The following is a 16,237-nucleotide window of genomic DNA, read 5'->3' on the forward strand; positions in this document are numbered from 1 at the left end:
CGCTCAGCGCCGCCCGCAGCGCGTTCGCGGCCATCGTCCGCTGCCGAACCAGCAGCGCGCGGGTGCCGTGAACCGCCAGCGCCGCCTGCTGCGCGACGCTCTTCACCGCCACAAAGCGCATCGTCGGCCGGCTCACCGCCTCGCAGATCGCCTCCGCGTCCCGGCCATCGTTCTTGTTGCGCTTCACATAAGGCTTCACATAGGCCGGCGGCATCAGCTTGACTTCGTGGCCGTACTTCCCGATCACCCGTGCCCAATGATGCGCGCTGCCACAGGCCTCCATGCCCACCAGGCACGGCGGCAACTGCGCAAAAAACTTCTCCACGGCGGCCCGCCGAAGTTGCCGCCTCAGCACCACAGCTCCCGCCGCATCAACCCCGTGAACTTGAAACACGTTCTTCGCCAAGTCCAAACCAATCGTGCTAATCTTCGTCATGGACGGTCCCCTTGTCTGGTCGAATCAACATCACCAGTCTGGCACACTGATGCCGTTGGGGGCCGTCCACCCCATCTTTGCGAGCGAAGCGAAGCAATCCATGCTTCAGCGCATGCGGAACGATGGATTGCTTCGCGGAGCCTGTCATCGGGCGCGCGTTCGCGCGACCCGTTGGCTCGCAATGACGAGGCGATGGTTCCGTCCGCGACGATGATCCGTTTAGTGCCGTCTGAACCGCAAATACGCCGCCTTGCGCCCTTCGCGCTCGGCCTTGGCGCCGTAGCGCGTCATGGTGTAGTCGGGCCACGGTTGCAGCCAGTCGGTGGCGCGCTCGGCGAGCCAGGCGAAGTCGGGCGAACGCATCAGATGCGCGAGCGTCCAGGCGCAGTAGTCATCGATATCGCTGACGAAGCGGAATTCGCCACCCCGCTCGAGAATCCGCGCCATCGCGGCCACCGTCGCATCCTGAACGAAGCGCCGCTTCCAGTGCCGCCGCTTCGGCCAGGGGTCGGGATGGATCAGGTCGATGCGCGCGAGCGCGCGCGGCGGCGCCCAGGCCAGCAGCTCGGCGGCATCGCCGGCGAACAGTCTGACGTTGCCGACATTGTGCGCCTCGATCTGGGTCAGGATCTTGGCCATGCCGTTGACGTACGGCTCGCAGCCGATGAAGCCGGTGTCCGGATGTGCCTGCGCTTCCGCGATCAGATGCTCGCCGCCGCCGAAGCCGATCTCGAGCCTGACATGTTCGATGCCGTCATCGAACAAGTCAGTGAGTTTCTCGGGCGCGGGCGTCGAGATATCGACGGCCAGATGCGGCAGCAGATTGTTGATCAGGTCGGCCTGGTGGGCGCGCAGTCTGTGGCCCTTGCGCCGCCCGAAGAACGACCCGCGCGAATGCGCCAGCGCGTCGTCATCGGGAGGATCGCGATCGCTGGCGTCGCGTGGTGCGGCAATCATCGCAGCGTCTGATAGAGGCGGTACAGCAGCCGCGCCCGCGGCTCGAGCGAGGAGATGTAGAGCTGCTCGTAATGGGTATGCGCGCCCTTGCCGTCGACGCCGAGGCCATCGAGCGTTGCGGTGTGCGGCGCGGTGAAATTGCCGTCGGAGCCGCCGCCGGTGAAGACGTCGTGCAGCTCGAAGCCGAGCTCGGCGGCCACTCCTCTGGCGTGCTCGAACAGCGCGGCGCCGGCGTTGCTCTTCTCATAGGGCGGACGGTTCAACTCGCCCGTGACCTTGACGCTTACGCCCTCGGTGCGCGACGTGATCCCGAGAATCTTCGGCACCAGCTCGTCGGCGTCGGCGATGGTTGGCACGCGCAGGTCGACTTCCGCGTAGGCCTCCTCCGCGATCACGTTGGGCTTGGTGCCGCCGCGGACGACGCCGACATTGACGCTGATGCCGCGCTCGAGGTCGTTCATCGACCCCAGGGTCTGGATCACATGGCCGAGTTCCCGGATCGCGCTGCGGCCGTCCTCGGGGCGCGTGCCGGCATGGGCCGGGACACCCTTGATGAAAACATCGAAGCGCGCCACGCCCTTGCGCCCGGTCACGATCTTGCCGCCGTCGCGCGCCGGCTCCGTCACCAGCACGTACTTGGCCTTGCGCCCTTCGGCCTCGATCAGCGCCCGCGAGGTCGGGCTGCCGATCTCCTCGTCGGAGACATAGAGCTGGGTGATGCCGAGCGGCGGCCGCGCGTCATCGGCGCAAATCTGCCGGAAGGCGTGGTAGGCGAGAAAGGCGCCGCCCTTCATGTCGTAGATGCCGGGGCCGAACGCGCTGTCGCCGTCGACCCTGAACGGCAGCCGCTCGATGAAGCCCATCGGGTGCACGGTGTCGAGATGGCTCAGTACCAGCACGCCGGGCGAATCCTGGCCCCAGGACGAGCGCGCCACCAGATGATCGCCGCAGCCGTCGCGCCCCGCGACCCGCTCCAGGGTCGCCGGCAGGACGCGATAGCCTTCTGCAACGATATCAACCAGTTGGTTGACCTGATCGGGCCGCTCGGTCGGCGACTCGATCTCGACCCAGCGGCGGATGCCCTGAAGCATCGCTGCGGCGTCAAACGGATTACTGGACATGGCTGTTGTCGCCGCCTGGAATTGTCATCACGCGCGCGCTTCCCTGCGCCGGAATGACATATTCCAGATTTGACGATCCCTCAAACGGATATGGTCAAGACGAGGCCTGCTCGGATGCCTCGCGCGCGGCGATCTGCTCCACCAGTTCGACGATGCTGCGGCGGAGTTTGGCGTCGTTGATGCGGGTGAAGGCGCGCGTCAGCGCCAGACCTTCGGCGGTTGCCAGGAAATCGGAGACATAGGCCGGCGAGGCGCCCTCGGAAAAGCCGTCGGCGGTCCTGACCCCGCTCGGGCCGCCATCGAACAGGAAAGAGACCGGGACCTGAAGGATTTCGGAGATTTGCTGCAGCCGGCTGGCGCCGACGCGGTTGGTCCCCTTCTCGTATTTCTGCACCTGCTGGAAGGTCAAGCCCAGCGCCTCGCCCAGCTTCTCCTGGCTCATGCCGAGCATGATACGCCGCATGCGGACGCGGCTGCCGACATATTTGTCAACAGGATTGGGCGCTTTAGTGGACATTCCCAACTCTCCTCCTAAGGGATTGCGCGCCCGGGATGAGGCAAGTTGGAAAGGAAGTATGCCTCAGGCGCCGGTGCCGTCAAATCCTGCGAGGAGGATCGGGACGAAATGCGGACAATTTGCGCAAAGGGGCTGACTGGACTTGTGATTTCGATTGGACCCGTACAATGCGAAGTGCACGGTCAATCTGTCAACAGGTGGAATCGCGCTGAGGTAAATTTCGACGTTTTTTCGGGTTCAGCGACAACCGGCGATATGCACCGTCAGGCTTTTCGCCTGGCAAAACGCCGCCGCAACACGATTGCGAGGGCAACCATCACAATCGCGGCGGCCGGGGTGTTCCCGATACGTGCGTAGATCGTCGGCGCGATGGCCGCCGGCAGGCCGGCGTCGAGCACGCCCTCGATGCCGAGCCCGAGCTGCGCGACCATCCGGCCCACGGGATCGATCACGGCGGAGATGCCCGTATTGGCGGCACGCACCATCGGCAGCCCTTCCTCGATCGAACGCATTCGGGCCTGCTGCAGATGCTGGTAGGGACCGGTGGAGATGCCGAACCAGCCGTCATTGGTGAGGTTGATGATCCAGCCCGGGCGGTCGTCGCGTTCGACGACATTGCCGGGAAAGATCGCCTCGTAGCAGATCAGGGGCAGCGCGCGCGGCGCGTTCGGCATGTCGAGTGGTCGGCGCACCGTGCCCGGGATGAAGCCGCCCACCACCTTGGTGAGCTGCATGAAGCCGAGCTTCTCCATCCACTGCTGGAACGGCAGATACTCGCCGAACGGCACCAGATGCAGCTTGTCGTAGACCGATAGCACGCTGCCGTCATGGTCGATGACATAGATCGAATTATAGGCGCGGGTGACGCGGACGCCGGGCGGCAGGTCGGGCGCGCGCACTGAGCCTGTCAGCAACACGGTTCCACGCGGCAGCAGATCGGCGATCTGCGCCATCGCGTCGGCTTCCCGCGTCAGGAAGAATGGAAACGCACTTTCCGGCCAGATCAGGATGGTGGCGTCGCTGACGCCGGTCGATTGCGGCCCCGACGCCCGATCCGACAAAGTGAGATATTTTTGCATCACCGCCGCCTTGGCGGCGTAGTTGAACTTGGCGTCCTGCTGCAGATCGGGCTGCATGATGCGCAGCTTGACGCCGGCGACCATGTTGGTCGGCTCGAGCGACAGGCGGACTGCGCCGAAGGCGAGCATCGCCGCCAGCACCAGCACGCCCGCGAGCGGCGCAAGCCACGGCCGGCGGCCGCGCGAAAAGCCGTCGATCAGCACCGCCGGGCTCGCGAAGATCGCGACCGCGAGGAATGTCATGCCCCACAGCCCGATCAGCGATGCGGTTTGCGCCAGCGCCAGCGGCTCGCTCAGCGCATAGCCGAACGCGTTCCACGGAAAGCCGCTCAGCATGTGGCCGCGCAGCCATTCCGAAATCGTCAGACTGACCGCGAGCGCCAGCACGCGCGTGATATCGCGCGGCCAGATCAATCGCGCCAGACCGAAGCCGAAGGCGGTGAACAGCGCGAGATAGGCCGGCAGGCCGAGCACCGCGAACGGCGTCAGCCAGGCGAAAGTCTGCGCGTCGACGAAGAAGGCGTAGCCGATCCAGTACAGTCCCGGCACGAAATAGCCGAGGCCGAACCAGAAGCCGGACAGCGCCGCCGCCGGCACGCCGCGCCAGCGTCCGGCCGCGGCGCCGTCGATCAGCCAGACCGCGACCGAAAAGCTCAGGAACAGCACCGGCCAGGCGTTGAACGGCGCCATCGCCAGCGCCGACAGCGCGCCGGCGAGCAGCGCGATCAAGGCCCGCTTCCATCCCCAGGTCAGGATGACCGCCAGCCCGGCCGCGCGGAGTTTGTCGGAAAACCTCACTGCGGACCGGCTCCATCGCCGGACGGCGGCGGGGTGTTGTCATTGGCCTGCGGGGTTCCGGCATCGGGCGCCTGCTCGCGGCGCCGTTCGCGCTCCTTGCGCGGCGCCGGCCGTTCCTTGCGGGTGGTGATCCGCAGCCGCTTCACCCGCCGCGGATCGGCGTCGAGCACCTCGACCTCGAAATTGCCCGGTCCCGAAATCACCTCGCCGCGCACTGGCAGACGGCCGACGAACGACACCAGATAGCCGCCCAGCGTCTCGACCTCCTCGCCGGCATCGCCGGTGACGAAATCCTCGCCGATCACCGAGCGCACGTCGTCGAGGCTGGCGCGGGCGTCGGCGATGAAGGAGTTGTCCGGCTGGCGAACGATCGACGGCGGCTCGTCGGAATCGTGCTCGTCGTCGATCTCGCCGACGATCTGCTCGACGATGTCCTCGATCGAGACCAGCCCGTCGGTGCCGCCATATTCGTCGACCACCAGCGCGAGATGGATGCGCGAGGCCTGCATCTGCGCCAACAGATCGATCGCGCGCATCGACGGCGGGATATAGAGCAGCTTGCGGATGATGTTGGCGTCCGCCAGCGGCAGCGCGAGATCGACCGCGCGCAGATCGAGCCCGGCCGGAAACGGCTTCTTGCGCCGCGTCTTGGTGGCGTCGGTGACGCGCGCCCGCGCGGTCATGAAGGCGAGCAGGTCGCGGATGTGCACCATGCCCTCGGGATCGTCGAGGGTTTCGTTGTAGACCACGAGCCGCGAATGCGCCGCGCTCTCGAACAGGCTCATCAATTCGCCGAGCGGAATGTCGCGCTTGACCGCGACGATGTCGGCGCGGTGCACCATGACGTCGGCGATCCGCCGCTCGTTGAGCGACAGGATGTTGCGCAGCATGGTGCGCTCGATCGCCGAAAAGCCGACGTCGTCGGGCGTCGAGGCGTCGAGCACGACCTGCAGATCGTCGCGCACCGAGCCGGCCTTCCAGCCGAACAGCGTGCGGATCGCGCGCACCAGCCAGCCCTCGGCCGCGGGGCGCTGCACCTCGCCGTCATGCACCACTGCGGGGAGATTGCTCACGTTGCGCGGATTGTCGTGGGTCGGTTCGGAATCCGCCATGTCAGTCGATCCGATCCGCATAGGGGTCGGGAATGCCGAGGCGTTTGAGGATCTCGCGCTCGAGATTCTCCATGTCTTCGGCATCGGCGTCGTTCTCGTGGTCGTAGCCGATCAGATGCAGGAAACCGTGCACCGCAAGATGGCTCAAATGATGGTCGAACGGTTTCTGCTCCTCATCGGCTTCCCGCCGCGTCGTCTCGAAGGCGATCGCGATGTCGCCGAGCATGCGCGGGGCATCGTCGTCGCTGCCGTCGCCCTCGGGCTGCAGCGCCGGAAACGACAGCACGTTGGTCGGCTTGTCGATCTTGCGCCAGTTGGCGTTGAGCGTGCGGATGCCGGCATCGTCGGTCAGCATGATTGCCAGTTCGGCATCGGCGACATCGGCGTCGGCGATTTCCGCGGCCGCCTCGATGGCGCGATGGATCACCGCTTCGGCGTCGGGCTCGGTCCGCCAGATGTCGGCGGTGACGAGAACCTCGGTTGCGGGGAACACGGACACGTTCGTTCCAACGTCTGCGTTATGGCCGGAACCCGCATCGCGCGGGCTCGCGGCCGAAGCTATTGGTCTCAAGATCTGGCGTTTGCCGGCTTTTGCGGCAATCCCTCGTAGGCGGCCACGATGCGCGCCACCAATTCATGGCGAATGACGTCCTCGGCCTTGAAATGCACCTGCGCGATGCCCTCGACGCCGTCGAGCAGCTTCATGGCTTCCGCGAGCCCGGAGGCCTGGCCATGCGGCAGGTCGACCTGCGAGGGATCGCCGGTGACGATCATCCGGCTGTTCTCGCCGAGACGGGTCAAAAACATCTTCATCTGCATCGACGTGGTGTTCTGCGCCTCGTCGAGAATGATGGCTGCATTGGTCAGCGTGCGGCCGCGCATGAATGCGAGCGGCGCGATCTCGATCTCGTTGCCCTGCAGCGCGCGCTCGACGACGCGGGCATCCATCAGATCATACAGCGCATCATAGATCGGGCGCAGATACGGATCGACCTTCTCCTTGAGGTCGCCGGGCAAAAATCCGAGCCGCTCGCCGGCCTCGACCGCGGGCCGGGTCAGGATGATCTTGTCGACCTCCTTGCGCTCGAACAGTTGCGCGGCGTGCGCAACCGCAAGCCAGGTCTTGCCGGTGCCGGCGGGGCCGATGCCGAACACCAGTTCGTGCCGCTTCAGCGCGCGGATGTAGGAATCCTGCGCCGCGGTGCGCGCCCGCACCGCCCGCTTGCGCAGGTTGATGGTCTCGAAGGTCGGCTTGGCGGTCTTGTTGTCGAACTCGAACAGCGAGCCCTGCGCGATCACGGCGCGGATCGCGCCTTCGACTTCGCCCTGGTCGACATCGTGACCGGCGACGGCCTGCGTATAGAGCGTCTCGAGCACGCGCCGCGCCGCGTCGCAGCCGTCGCGCGAGCCGGCGATGGTGACTTGGTTGCCGCGCGAATCGACCACGACGCCGAGCCGCCGCTCGATCAGCGCGAGGTTCTGTCCGTAGGGGCCGACCAGCGCCGATGCGGCGCGGTTGTCGTCGAAATCGATGACGACCTGGGTCTCAGGTGGTGGAGCTTGCATGTCTGGTTTGCGGCTGGGAGCGAGCGAAGACGAATCCGATGCGCTTCTGGGCAAGGATTTCAGGCTCCAATGGTCTGCGAAACGAGGCTCGGTGCGGATGTCGCGAGTTCGCCGATCAGGCTGTAGCGCTCGAGGCTGTCGATCCGCACCGGCAATATTTTTCCAATGATGTCGGGCGAGGCCATCACGTGGGCTGGCTGCAGATAGGCGGTGCGGCCGACGATCTGGCCGGGATTGCGCGCAGCGCGCTCGAACAGCACATCGACCGTTGTGCCGATCGCGGCTCGATTGAAGGCCGATTGCTGGCTGTCGATCAGTCCCTGAAGCCGCCCCAAGCGCTCGTCCATCTCTAGAGCTGACACCGTCTCCCGCATCTCCGCCGCCGGCGTGCCTGGCCGGGGCGAATATTTGAATGAATACGACGCAGCGTAGCCGATTTGCGTGACAAGCGCGAGTGTGGCGGAAAATTCTTCCCTGGTTTCCCCGGGGAAGCCGACGATAAAATCCGATGAAAAAGCAATGTCTTGCCGGGCTGCCCGGAACCGGTCGATGACGCGCCGGTAGTCATCGGCGGTATGTTTGCGGTTCATGGCTGCAAGGATCCGGTCTGACCCCGATTGCACCGGCAGGTGCACGAACGGCATCAATTCGGGCAGGTCGCGATGCGCCGCGATCAGGGAATCATCGACATCGCGGGGATGGCTGGTCGAATAGCGCAGCCGCGCAACGCCCGGAATTTCGGCGAGCCGCTGCAGCAGCTTGCCGAGCGGCCAGGCGCGGCCGTCGGGGCCCTCGCCGTGATAGGCATTGACGTTCTGTCCGATCAGCGTGATCTCGCGCACGCCATTGTCGGCGAGCTGCATGACGTCGTCGATGATCTTGGCGACCGGACGCGAGACCTCTGCGCCGCGCGTATAGGGCACCACGCAGAAGGTGCAGAACTTGTCGCAGCCTTCCTGCACGGTGACGAACGCGGAGATGCCGCGCGCGCGGATCGCATCCGGCTTCGGCTGCGGCAGGAAGCCGAACTTGTCCTCGACCGGAAATTCCGTCTCCAGCGCGCGGCCATTGGCCCTGGCGCGCTGCAGCAGCTGCGGCAGATGATGGTAGCTCTGCGGCCCGACCACGATGTCGACGGTCGGCGCGCGATGGATGATTTCCTCGCCTTCGGCCTGCGCGACGCAGCCGGCGACCGCGATCTTCATCTCGCGGCCCGCGCGCGCGGCCTCTTCCTTAGCGACGCGTAGCCGTCCGAGCTCGGAATAGACTTTTTCCGATGCCTTCTCACGGATGTGGCAGGTATTGAGGATCACGAGATCCGCATCATCGGCGCTCGCCGTCTCGACAAAGCCCTCGCCGGCCAGCGTGTCCACCATGCGCTGCGCATCGTAGACATTCATCTGGCAGCCATAGGACTTGATGTGCAGCTTGCGCGGCGTCGTCATGGAACCCAAGGTCGTGGATTGGAGATGGCGCCATCCGGGCGCCGGGGCTCAGATATAGCCTAAAGCGGCGAAAATCCAGCGTTCCCGGGCTGTTCCTGTCACCTCCCCTCGAAAAGGGGAGGTCGCTTTGCTCGCCAGAGCAAAGCGGGTGGGGATCTGCTCCCTCCGCAGAGGGCGTCGCCGGTGGCTGACCCCGATCCCGACCTTCCCCCTTTCAGGGGGAAGGGAACATTACTCACGCAACTGGGGTTTTGGCGCCAATTTCAGCAATCAACCCCGGCAACTCGCGCATATCCGCGAACGTCACCGCCGCCCCGGCCCTGCGCAGCATGTCCTCATGCTCCGCGGTGCAGTGACTGCCGCCATAGAACCCGAGCACGGTCATCCCGGCGGCGCGGGCGCCGGTGACGCCGGGCACGCTGTCCTCGATCACGACGCAGCGCACAGGATTCGCCCCCATCTGTTCGGCGGCGAACAGGAAGAGATCGGGCGCCGGCTTGCCGCGCTTAACCTGCACGGCGGAAAAAATGTGCGGCGCGAGCTGATCGTAGAGCCCGGCGCAGTCGAGGCCGTGGCGGATCTTCTCCGGCGTGCCGCTCGAGGCCACGCATTTCGGAAGATCAAGCGACGCGATGGCGTCGCCGACATGCGCGATGGCGCTGAGATCGTCGGCATAGAAGCCGAGCGTCGCCTGCTTGACCTCGGCCTCGAACGTGTCGGGCAGCTTGCGGCCGATCTCGCTCTCCACGATCTGCCGCGCCTCGCGGTCGGAGACGCCGAGAAACCGTTTCAGCACGCCGCTGGGTGTGATCGGATAGCCGTGGCGCGTCAGCGTCGCCGCATGCGCGCGACAGGAGATCACCTCGCTGTCAACGAGCACGCCATCGCAATCGAAAATGACGAGATCGAATGACACTCGGTTCAGGATTTTTCTTCGTCGAGCGGAACGCAATACAGCTCGAGGCGGTGGTCGACCAGCTTGTAGCCGAGCCGGCGCGCGATCTCGGCCTGCAGCTTCTCGATCTCTTCCGAGGTGAATTCGATCACCTTGCCGTCGCGCAGGTTGATCAGATGGTCGTGGTGGCTTTCGGGCATCTGCTCGTAGCGGGCGCGGCCCTCGCGGAAATCGTGCCGCTCGATGATGCCGGCATCCTCGAACAGTTTTACGGTGCGGTACACCGTCGAGATCGAGATCTTGTCGTCGACCGCGACACAGCGGCGGTACAGCTCCTCGACATCGGGATGATCCACGGCTTCCGCCAGCACGCGCGCGATGACGCGGCGCTGTTCGGTCATGCGCATGCCGGTCGCGGCGCAACGCGCCTCGATGCCGGTATTCTTCTGCACAGGCGGGATTTTCACCGTGGTCATGGTCCAGAGCCTCGGGGTAGCAGAGCAGTGTTCTGCCATCGCGCGGATGTTACGACAAGTCGCGCCGCATCAGAAGCGCGTTCAAATGTTCCCCGCCGGGCTGCTTGTAATAGCGTTCGCGGCGGCCGATCACGCCGAATCCGGCCTTTTCATAGAGCCGTCGCGCCGGCTGGTTGTTTTCTTCGACTTCGAGAAAGATGGTGCGGATGCCACGGCCGGCAAGATGGCCGAGATGGGTCAACAGCAGGTCGCGCGACAGGCCGCGCCCGCGCTTGCTAGCATCGATCGCGATCGACAGGATCTCCGCTTCATCCGCGGCCATGCGCGAGACCGCGAAGCCGATGATCCTGTGTCCCTGCCGCAGGCGATGCACCAGCGTGTTGCGCTCGGTCAGCATCGTCTCGAACTCGCCTTCGCCCCAGCCGCGGTGAAACGAGGCGCCGTGCAGCTGCGCGAGCCGCGCCGCATCGCGCAGCGTCGCGGGCTCGACCGCGGGCGTGCCGCCGCCCCACCATCGTGCAAGCCAGTCTTTCATGGCGATGGCGGCGCGCTGACCTGAAGTTGATCCCGCGGCGGCTTGGCATCCGGGGCGCGCAGATAGAACGGGCGCGGCGGCGCGCTGTCCGGATCGACGGCGGCGCCGACCCAGGCCACCCAGGTGATGTCGGGCGCGGCCTGCTTGTCGACCTTGACCGGCGGCGTCGCGCCGGCGGGCCAGCGTTCGGCAAGAATGTTCGCGGCGTTGCCGACCAGATGCAGCGCGCCGAACTGCACAGCCTCGAGCGCCTCCGCAATCGGCGCCACCTTCGGCTTCAGCATCGGACTGCCGTCGCCGCCGACCAGCTGGAAATAGACGTGATCGTGCCGCGCATCGATCGCCGACAGGATCGGGTGCTCGCCGTTCTCGGCCACCACGGGTGCGGCATAGGCGGCGAGCGTCGACAGTCCGACCACCGGCTTGTCGGCGGCGAGCGCGAGGCCGCGCGCCGCCGAGAGGCCGACGCGCAGGCCGGTGAAGCTGCCGGGGCCGGTGGTGACGGCGATGCGGTCAAGCCCGGCAAAGCCGATGCCGCTCTCTTTCATCACCCGGTCGATCAGCGGCATCAGCGCCTCGGCATGGCCGCGCTGCATCAGCTGCGATTCGATGGCGATGGTATTGCCGGAGGTGGTGTCGAGCACCGCCGCGGCGCAGGCATCGAGCGCGGTATCGATGGCGAGAATCATCATGGGGCGAATGGCGAGTAAGGCGTAGCGAATAGGGAATCAGAGCGGATCGCTGTTCGCCATTCGCTATTCACCATTCGCCTCCCATTACATCGGCCGGACTTCCTGCACGTCGGGCACAAAGTGCCGGAGCAGGTTCTGGATGCCGTGCTGCAAGGTCGCGGTCGATGACGGGCAGCCGGCGCAGGAGCCCTTCATGTTGAGATAGACGATGCCGTCCTTGAAGCCGCGGAAGGTGATGTCGCCGCCGTCATTGGCGACCGCCGGACGCACCCGGGTCTCGATCAGGTCCTTGATCTGCTCGACGGTCTCGGCATCCGCCTCGTCGAAGAATTCGTCGGCTTGATCGCCGGCGTCGTCGGCCACGCTGCCGTCGGCGAGCAGCGGCGCGCCGGACATGTAGTGCTCCATGATGGCGCCGAGGATCGCGGGCTTGAGGTGCTGCCAGTCGCCGTCCGCCTTGGTCACGGTGACGAAGTCGGAGCCGTAGAACACGCCGGTGACGCCCGACACGGCAAACAGCCGTTCGGCGAGCGGCGAGCGCGCCGCGGCCTCCGGCGAGGAGAATTCCATGGTCCCGCTGTCGAGCACGGTGCGGCCCGGAATGAACTTCAGGGTGGCGGGATTGGGTGTGGCTTCGGTCTGAATGAACATTTGCTGTCTCCGGCGTCGCCGGTTCAAGGCCGGCGCGTTGGGGTTCCCCCTTCAAATGGCAACTAAAAAGCCGCCGATCAAGCCGCAAAACCGCGGTTCCGGGGGCTTACCCATCCGCGAACGCTAGGACAGGGCGTCGATCTCGGCGTCGGTCAGGCCGCCGGGCACGATGGTGACCGGAATCGGGAACGCGCCCATGGTTTTGGCCATGGTGGTGATGATCGGCCCGGGGCCCTCGGCGCCCGGATTGGCCGCCAGCACCAGCATGGCGATATCGACATCCTTCTCGATTACGTCGAGGATCTGCTCGGTCGGGTCGCCCTCGCGAATCACCCGCTCCGGGGTGATCGCGGCAATGCCGTTGGCGCGGCCGGCGGCACGGTCGAGCGCCTCGTTGGCGGTCTCCTCGGCCTCGGCGCGCATGATGTCGGCGACGCCGAGCCATTGCTGGTTCTGGTCCTCGGTCTCGATCACCCGCAGCATTACCACGCCGCCGCCGACCCGGATCGCCCACCGGCTGGCATAATAGACCGCGCGGTCCCATTCGGCGGTGTCGTCGACGATGACCAGGCATTTGGGCTGGTGGCCCGTCTCATAGCTGCGTCGCTGGGTGGTCATGCATCTCCCGGTGCTGAACCAAGCCAACCCATGCTGCCACACTCCCTCTCCGTTTGGGAGAGGGCGGGCGCAGTTCTTGCCAAACGTATCAGCGCTGGCGGATGAAGCCGACGATGTCCTTGGTCGTGCGCATCGTCTCGTCGGCGATGCCGCGGGCGCGGTTGGCGCCGTCGGCCAGCACCGCATCGACATGGCCGGGATCGGCCATCAGCTTCTTCATCTCGCTGGCGATCGGCGCCAGTTTTGCGACGCACACCTCGACCAGCGCGTTCTTGAAGCTGGAGAACTGCCCGCCGCCGAACTGCTTCAGCACCTCCTGCTTGGAGATGCCGGCGAGCGCCGCGTAAATGCCGACCAGATTGTCGGCCTCGGGGCGGGGCTCGAGGCCCTTCTCCTCCGACGGCAGCGGCTCCGGATCGGTCTTCGCCTTGCGGATCTTCTGCGCGATGGTGTCGGCGTCGTCGGTCAGGTTGATGCGCGAATTGTCCGATGCATCCGACTTCGACATCTTCTTGGTGCCGTCGCGCAGGCTCATCACCCGCGTCGCGGGCCCCGTGATCAGCGGCTCCGGCTGCGGAAAGAACAGGCCGTCGGCAAAGCCATGGCCGCGGATCGAATCCGCAAAATCGTTGTTGAACTTCTGCGCGATGTCGCGCGAGAGCTCCAGATGCTGCTTCTGATCCTCGCCGACCGGCACGTGCGTGGCGCGATACAGCAGGATGTCGGCGGCCATCAGCACCGGATAGTCGTAGAGACCGACGGAGGCATTCTCGCGGTCCTTGCCGGCCTTCTCCTTGAACTGGGTCATGCGGTTCAGCCAGCCGATCCGCGCGACGCAATTGAATATCCAGGTCAGCTCGGCATGGCCGGCGATCTGGCTCTGGTTGAACACGATGTGCTTCTTGGCATCGATGCCGGCCGCGATGAACGCCGCAGTCACCTCGCGGGTGTTGCGCGCCAGCTCGGCCGGGCCGCCCCAGACCTCGACGCCTTGCGTGATCGCGTGCATGTCGACGACGCAGTAGATGCAGTTGTGGGTCTGCTGCATCTTCACGAAGTTGACGATGGCGCCGAGATAGTTGCCGAGGTGCAGATTGCCCGTCGGCTGGACGCCTGAGAAAACCCGTTCAACGAACGCCATGGTCAAGATTCCCGGAATGCTGGCTTTGGCGGCGTCGTTTGCCACTTAAGGCCCGCGCGCGCAAGTCAGGCTGGATGCCTTTGCCTGATGGCGTTAACCGCCTCGCGCCAGCCGGTGACGCCGAAAAGCCGCAAAAGCAGCCCGTAAGCGGCGATCCCGGCAGCGATCAGCACAAGGAGGGACGCGGCTTGCACGAAGCCGTGGCTGGCCGCGGCCGGCAGGGCAGCGGTGGCAAGCCACAGCAGGACGCCCATCGCGAGCGCCGCGGCCAGGATCCGCGGCAGCCGGCGGCGGGCCTCGGCATCGATCGCGAAGCCGAAGGTCGCCGCGCCCTTGCGGATCAGCGACGCCGCATTGCTCCAGGCGCCGAGCGCAATCCCGGCGGCGATCCCGTTGGCGCCGAACAGATGGCCGAGCACGAAGGCCGCGGCGATCGCGACCACGATGGACTTCAGGGTCGCGAGCAACGGCGTCAGCGTGTCCTCGCGCGCAAAGAATGCCGGCGACAGCGCCTTCACCAGCACATGGGCCGGCAGCGCCAGTGTCAGCCAGATCAGGGCCTGCGCGGTTGCCGCGGTATCGGCGGCCGTGAATGCGCCGTGCTCGAACAGCATGCGCACGATCGGGGTGCTCAGCACCATCAGGCCGAGCGCGGCCGGCAGCGCCAGCCCGACCGCAAGCTCGAGGCCGCGCGATTCCGCATGCGCGATCGCGGTATGCTCGCCGCTGCGCACCGCGCGCGTCATCTCGGGGATCAGCACGGTGCCCATCGCGACGCCGACGATGCCGAGCGGCAGCTCGAGCAGGCGGTTGGCGAAATAGAGCCAGGACACCGCCGACGGCGAGGTCGAGGCGATCACCGCGCCCGCCACCATCAGCCATTGCGGCGCGCTGCTCGCGACCATGCCGGGCACCGCGCGGCCGAGGAAGCCGCGCATCTCCGGATCGAACGCGGCGCGCAGCGGCGAGGCGAATCTTGCGCCGCGCAGCGCCAGCATCGACAGCTGCAGCAAGCCGGCGACGCCGATGGTCGCCGCCATCACCAGCGCGGCCTGCACCGGATCATGCTGCCGCACCAGCAGCACCGCCATCACTGATATCAGCGCGATGTTGAACAGCAGCGGCGAGAACGCCGTCAGCGCAAAACGTCCCTGCGCATTGAGCAGTGCCATCATCACGGTGACGGGGCCGGCGAAGGCGAGGTAAGGCAGCATCAACCGCGCGTCATCGACGGCGAATTGCAGCGTGTCGCGGCCGACAAAGCCCGGCGCGATCGCCGCGATCACCAGCGGCATCACGAGGCCGAGCACGAGCGCGGCCACGATCACAATGGCGCTGACGGTGCCAAGCACGCGGCCGGCAAAGGCGGTCGCGGCGTCGGCGCCGTCGTGATCGCGCGCCTTCAGCCATGCCGGCACCAGCGCGGCGTTCAGCCCGCCTTCGGCCAAGAGGCGCCGCACCACATTGACGAGCTGAAACGCCGCCAGGAACGCATCCGCCACCGGCCCCGCACCAAGCAGCGCCGCGATCACGGAATCGCGCACGAAGCCGAGCAGCCGCGATGCCAGCGTTCCCGAGGACACCGTGAGGAAGGAGCGAAGCATTGCGTCTGTATAGCAGCAGAGGGACTTCCTGCCAGCGGCACCCTATCAAACCCGTCATCCTGAGAGGGTGTGAAGCTTTGTCCTCACCCACCGCTGTCATCGCCCGGCTTGACCGGGCGATCCAGTACGCCGCGGCCTCTCGGTTCATTCACCACTGCCTCTGGAATACTGGATCACCCGCATGCGCGGGTGATGACACCGAGCAAGTTGAGCTAACAAACCCGTCATCCTGAGAGCTTGTGACCCTAACAGGGGTGACCGCGCCATTTGGCCCAGTAGAGCGATGGCGATCAGGGCGCAACCCTCAAGGTCGCTGGTGTTTGGTTATGCTGCTTGGGCCAGGAGCCTGTGTCCGGCGAGGACGTTGTTGGCGAGGGCGAACCAGCGCAGCACGGTGAGCACTTTTTCGCGACCCCGAACCGTGAACTGGCGCAGGCCCCAGTTGCGGAAGCGGGCGTTGATGCATTCGCCCGGCGCCCGGCGTTTGTAGACGCTCTTGCCGTGCAGGCTTTTCATCCGTCTGCGCCAGGCGGCCATGCCGGGGCCGTCCTCGGGGCGTGGTGCATAGGGATCGCTCCCATGCTTGCTGTTGGC

General features: G+C 66.0%; 17 protein-coding genes and 1 pseudogene. All 18 read right to left on the reverse strand.

The genetic code is table 11. The annotated features are described in order from the left end of the window. Positions 1-436: IS110 family RNA-guided transposase (locus CI41S_RS00135; protein WP_139856875.1), on the reverse strand; the 436-nt coding region annotated here is incomplete at its 3' end. A gap of 219 nt (positions 437-655) precedes the next feature. Further along, complete coding sequence (trmB, locus tag CI41S_RS00140) at positions 656-1,393, reverse strand: tRNA (guanosine(46)-N7)-methyltransferase TrmB (RefSeq protein ID WP_139856876.1); 738 nt, start codon at positions 1,391-1,393, stop codon at positions 656-658. After that, positions 1,390-2,514, reverse strand: a complete 1,125-nt coding sequence (locus tag CI41S_RS00145; protein WP_139856877.1) for a M20 family metallopeptidase — start codon at positions 2,512-2,514, stop codon at positions 1,390-1,392. The genes trmB and CI41S_RS00145 overlap by 4 nt, the downstream gene beginning before the upstream one ends. Positions 2,515-2,608: 94 nt before the next feature. Beyond that, entirely contained in the window at positions 2,609-3,031 is a 423-nt protein-coding gene (locus CI41S_RS00150; protein WP_139479347.1) for a helix-turn-helix domain-containing protein, read from the reverse strand. 263 nt (positions 3,032-3,294) lie between these two features. Next, positions 3,295-4,908, reverse strand: a complete 1,614-nt coding sequence (gene lnt, locus CI41S_RS00155) for an apolipoprotein N-acyltransferase (RefSeq protein WP_139856881.1) — start codon at positions 4,906-4,908, stop codon at positions 3,295-3,297. Continuing rightward, positions 4,905-6,020 (reverse strand): hemolysin family protein, encoded by a 1,116-nt coding sequence (locus CI41S_RS00160; protein ID WP_172627859.1) that lies wholly within the window; start codon positions 6,018-6,020, stop codon positions 4,905-4,907. Before CI41S_RS00160 ends, lnt begins: the two co-directional genes overlap by 4 nt. 1 nt (position 6,021) lies before the next feature. Continuing rightward, the gene (ybeY, locus tag CI41S_RS00165; RefSeq protein ID WP_139856888.1) at positions 6,022-6,519 is read right to left on the reverse strand and encodes an rRNA maturation RNase YbeY; all 498 of its coding nucleotides are present in this window, start codon (positions 6,517-6,519) and stop codon (positions 6,022-6,024) included. Between the two features lie 68 nt (positions 6,520-6,587). Then, positions 6,588-7,640 carry a PhoH family protein gene (locus tag CI41S_RS00170; RefSeq protein ID WP_430642024.1) on the reverse strand — a complete coding sequence of 351 codons (1,053 nt, stop codon included), beginning with the start codon at positions 7,638-7,640 and terminating at the stop codon, positions 6,588-6,590. Positions 7,641-7,645: 5 nt separating this feature from the next. Beyond that, positions 7,646-9,031 carry a tRNA (N6-isopentenyl adenosine(37)-C2)-methylthiotransferase MiaB gene (miaB, locus tag CI41S_RS00175; protein ID WP_139856891.1) on the reverse strand — a complete coding sequence of 462 codons (1,386 nt, stop codon included), beginning with the start codon at positions 9,029-9,031 and terminating at the stop codon, positions 7,646-7,648. A 235-nt stretch (positions 9,032-9,266) separates the two neighbouring features. Further along, the gene (locus CI41S_RS00180; RefSeq protein WP_139479341.1) at positions 9,267-9,947 is read right to left on the reverse strand and encodes an HAD family hydrolase; all 681 of its coding nucleotides are present in this window, start codon (positions 9,945-9,947) and stop codon (positions 9,267-9,269) included. 5 nt (positions 9,948-9,952) lie between these two features. Continuing rightward, positions 9,953-10,402 (reverse strand): Fur family transcriptional regulator, encoded by a 450-nt coding sequence (locus CI41S_RS00185; RefSeq protein ID WP_139479340.1) that lies wholly within the window; start codon positions 10,400-10,402, stop codon positions 9,953-9,955. 49 nt (positions 10,403-10,451) lie between these two features. After that, complete coding sequence (gene rimI / locus CI41S_RS00190) at positions 10,452-10,937, reverse strand: ribosomal protein S18-alanine N-acetyltransferase (protein WP_139856895.1); 486 nt, start codon at positions 10,935-10,937, stop codon at positions 10,452-10,454. Next, a complete protein-coding gene (tsaB, locus tag CI41S_RS00195) occupies positions 10,934-11,629 on the reverse strand; it encodes a tRNA (adenosine(37)-N6)-threonylcarbamoyltransferase complex dimerization subunit type 1 TsaB (protein WP_139856898.1) in 696 nt (231 codons plus the stop codon). Before tsaB ends, rimI begins: the two co-directional genes overlap by 4 nt. 84 nt (positions 11,630-11,713) lie before the next feature. Then, entirely contained in the window at positions 11,714-12,280 is a 567-nt protein-coding gene (locus CI41S_RS00200; RefSeq protein ID WP_139856902.1) for a NifU family protein, read from the reverse strand. Between the two features lie 123 nt (positions 12,281-12,403). Further along, positions 12,404-12,898 (reverse strand): universal stress protein, encoded by a 495-nt coding sequence (locus tag CI41S_RS00205; RefSeq protein ID WP_139479336.1) that lies wholly within the window; start codon positions 12,896-12,898, stop codon positions 12,404-12,406. Positions 12,899-12,986: 88 nt separating this feature from the next. Then, a complete protein-coding gene (gene trpS / locus CI41S_RS00210) occupies positions 12,987-14,039 on the reverse strand; it encodes a tryptophan--tRNA ligase (RefSeq protein WP_139856905.1) in 1,053 nt (350 codons plus the stop codon). A gap of 65 nt (positions 14,040-14,104) precedes the next feature. Continuing rightward, positions 14,105-15,643 carry a murein biosynthesis integral membrane protein MurJ gene (gene murJ, locus CI41S_RS00215; protein WP_139856908.1) on the reverse strand — a complete coding sequence of 513 codons (1,539 nt, stop codon included), beginning with the start codon at positions 15,641-15,643 and terminating at the stop codon, positions 14,105-14,107. Between the two features lie 324 nt (positions 15,644-15,967). Further along, positions 15,968-16,237 (reverse strand): annotated as a pseudogene (locus CI41S_RS00220) (IS5/IS1182 family transposase); the annotation flags it as partial.

The sequence above is a fragment of the Bradyrhizobium ivorense genome, assembly GCF_900696085.1.
Taxonomy (GTDB): Bacteria; Pseudomonadota; Alphaproteobacteria; order Rhizobiales; family Xanthobacteraceae; genus Bradyrhizobium; species Bradyrhizobium ivorense.

Excerpts from the sequence above, each read along its gene's own strand:
- trmB (WP_139856876.1), bottom strand. The coding sequence starts at position 1,393 with ATGATTGCCGCACCACGCGACGCCAGCGATCGCGATCCTCCCGATGAC.
- CI41S_RS00145 (WP_139856877.1), bottom strand. The coding sequence starts at position 2,514 with ATGTCCAGTAATCCGTTTGACGCCGCAGCGATGCTTCAGGGCATCCGC.
- CI41S_RS00150 (WP_139479347.1), bottom strand. The coding sequence starts at position 3,031 with ATGTCCACTAAAGCGCCCAATCCTGTTGACAAATATGTCGGCAGCCGC.
- CI41S_RS00160 (WP_172627859.1), bottom strand. The coding sequence starts at position 6,020 with ATGGCGGATTCCGAACCGACCCACGACAATCCGCGCAACGTGAGCAAT.
- miaB (WP_139856891.1), bottom strand. The coding sequence starts at position 9,031 with ATGACGACGCCGCGCAAGCTGCACATCAAGTCCTATGGCTGCCAGATG.
- CI41S_RS00185 (WP_139479340.1), bottom strand. The coding sequence starts at position 10,402 with ATGACCACGGTGAAAATCCCGCCTGTGCAGAAGAATACCGGCATCGAG.
- rimI (WP_139856895.1), bottom strand. The coding sequence starts at position 10,937 with ATGAAAGACTGGCTTGCACGATGGTGGGGCGGCGGCACGCCCGCGGTC.
- tsaB (WP_139856898.1), bottom strand. The coding sequence starts at position 11,629 with ATGATGATTCTCGCCATCGATACCGCGCTCGATGCCTGCGCCGCGGCG.
- CI41S_RS00200 (WP_139856902.1), bottom strand. The coding sequence starts at position 12,280 with ATGTTCATTCAGACCGAAGCCACACCCAATCCCGCCACCCTGAAGTTC.
- CI41S_RS00205 (WP_139479336.1), bottom strand. The coding sequence starts at position 12,898 with ATGACCACCCAGCGACGCAGCTATGAGACGGGCCACCAGCCCAAATGC.
- trpS (WP_139856905.1), bottom strand. The coding sequence starts at position 14,039 with ATGGCGTTCGTTGAACGGGTTTTCTCAGGCGTCCAGCCGACGGGCAAT.
- murJ (WP_139856908.1), bottom strand. The coding sequence starts at position 15,643 with ATGCTTCGCTCCTTCCTCACGGTGTCCTCGGGAACGCTGGCATCGCGG.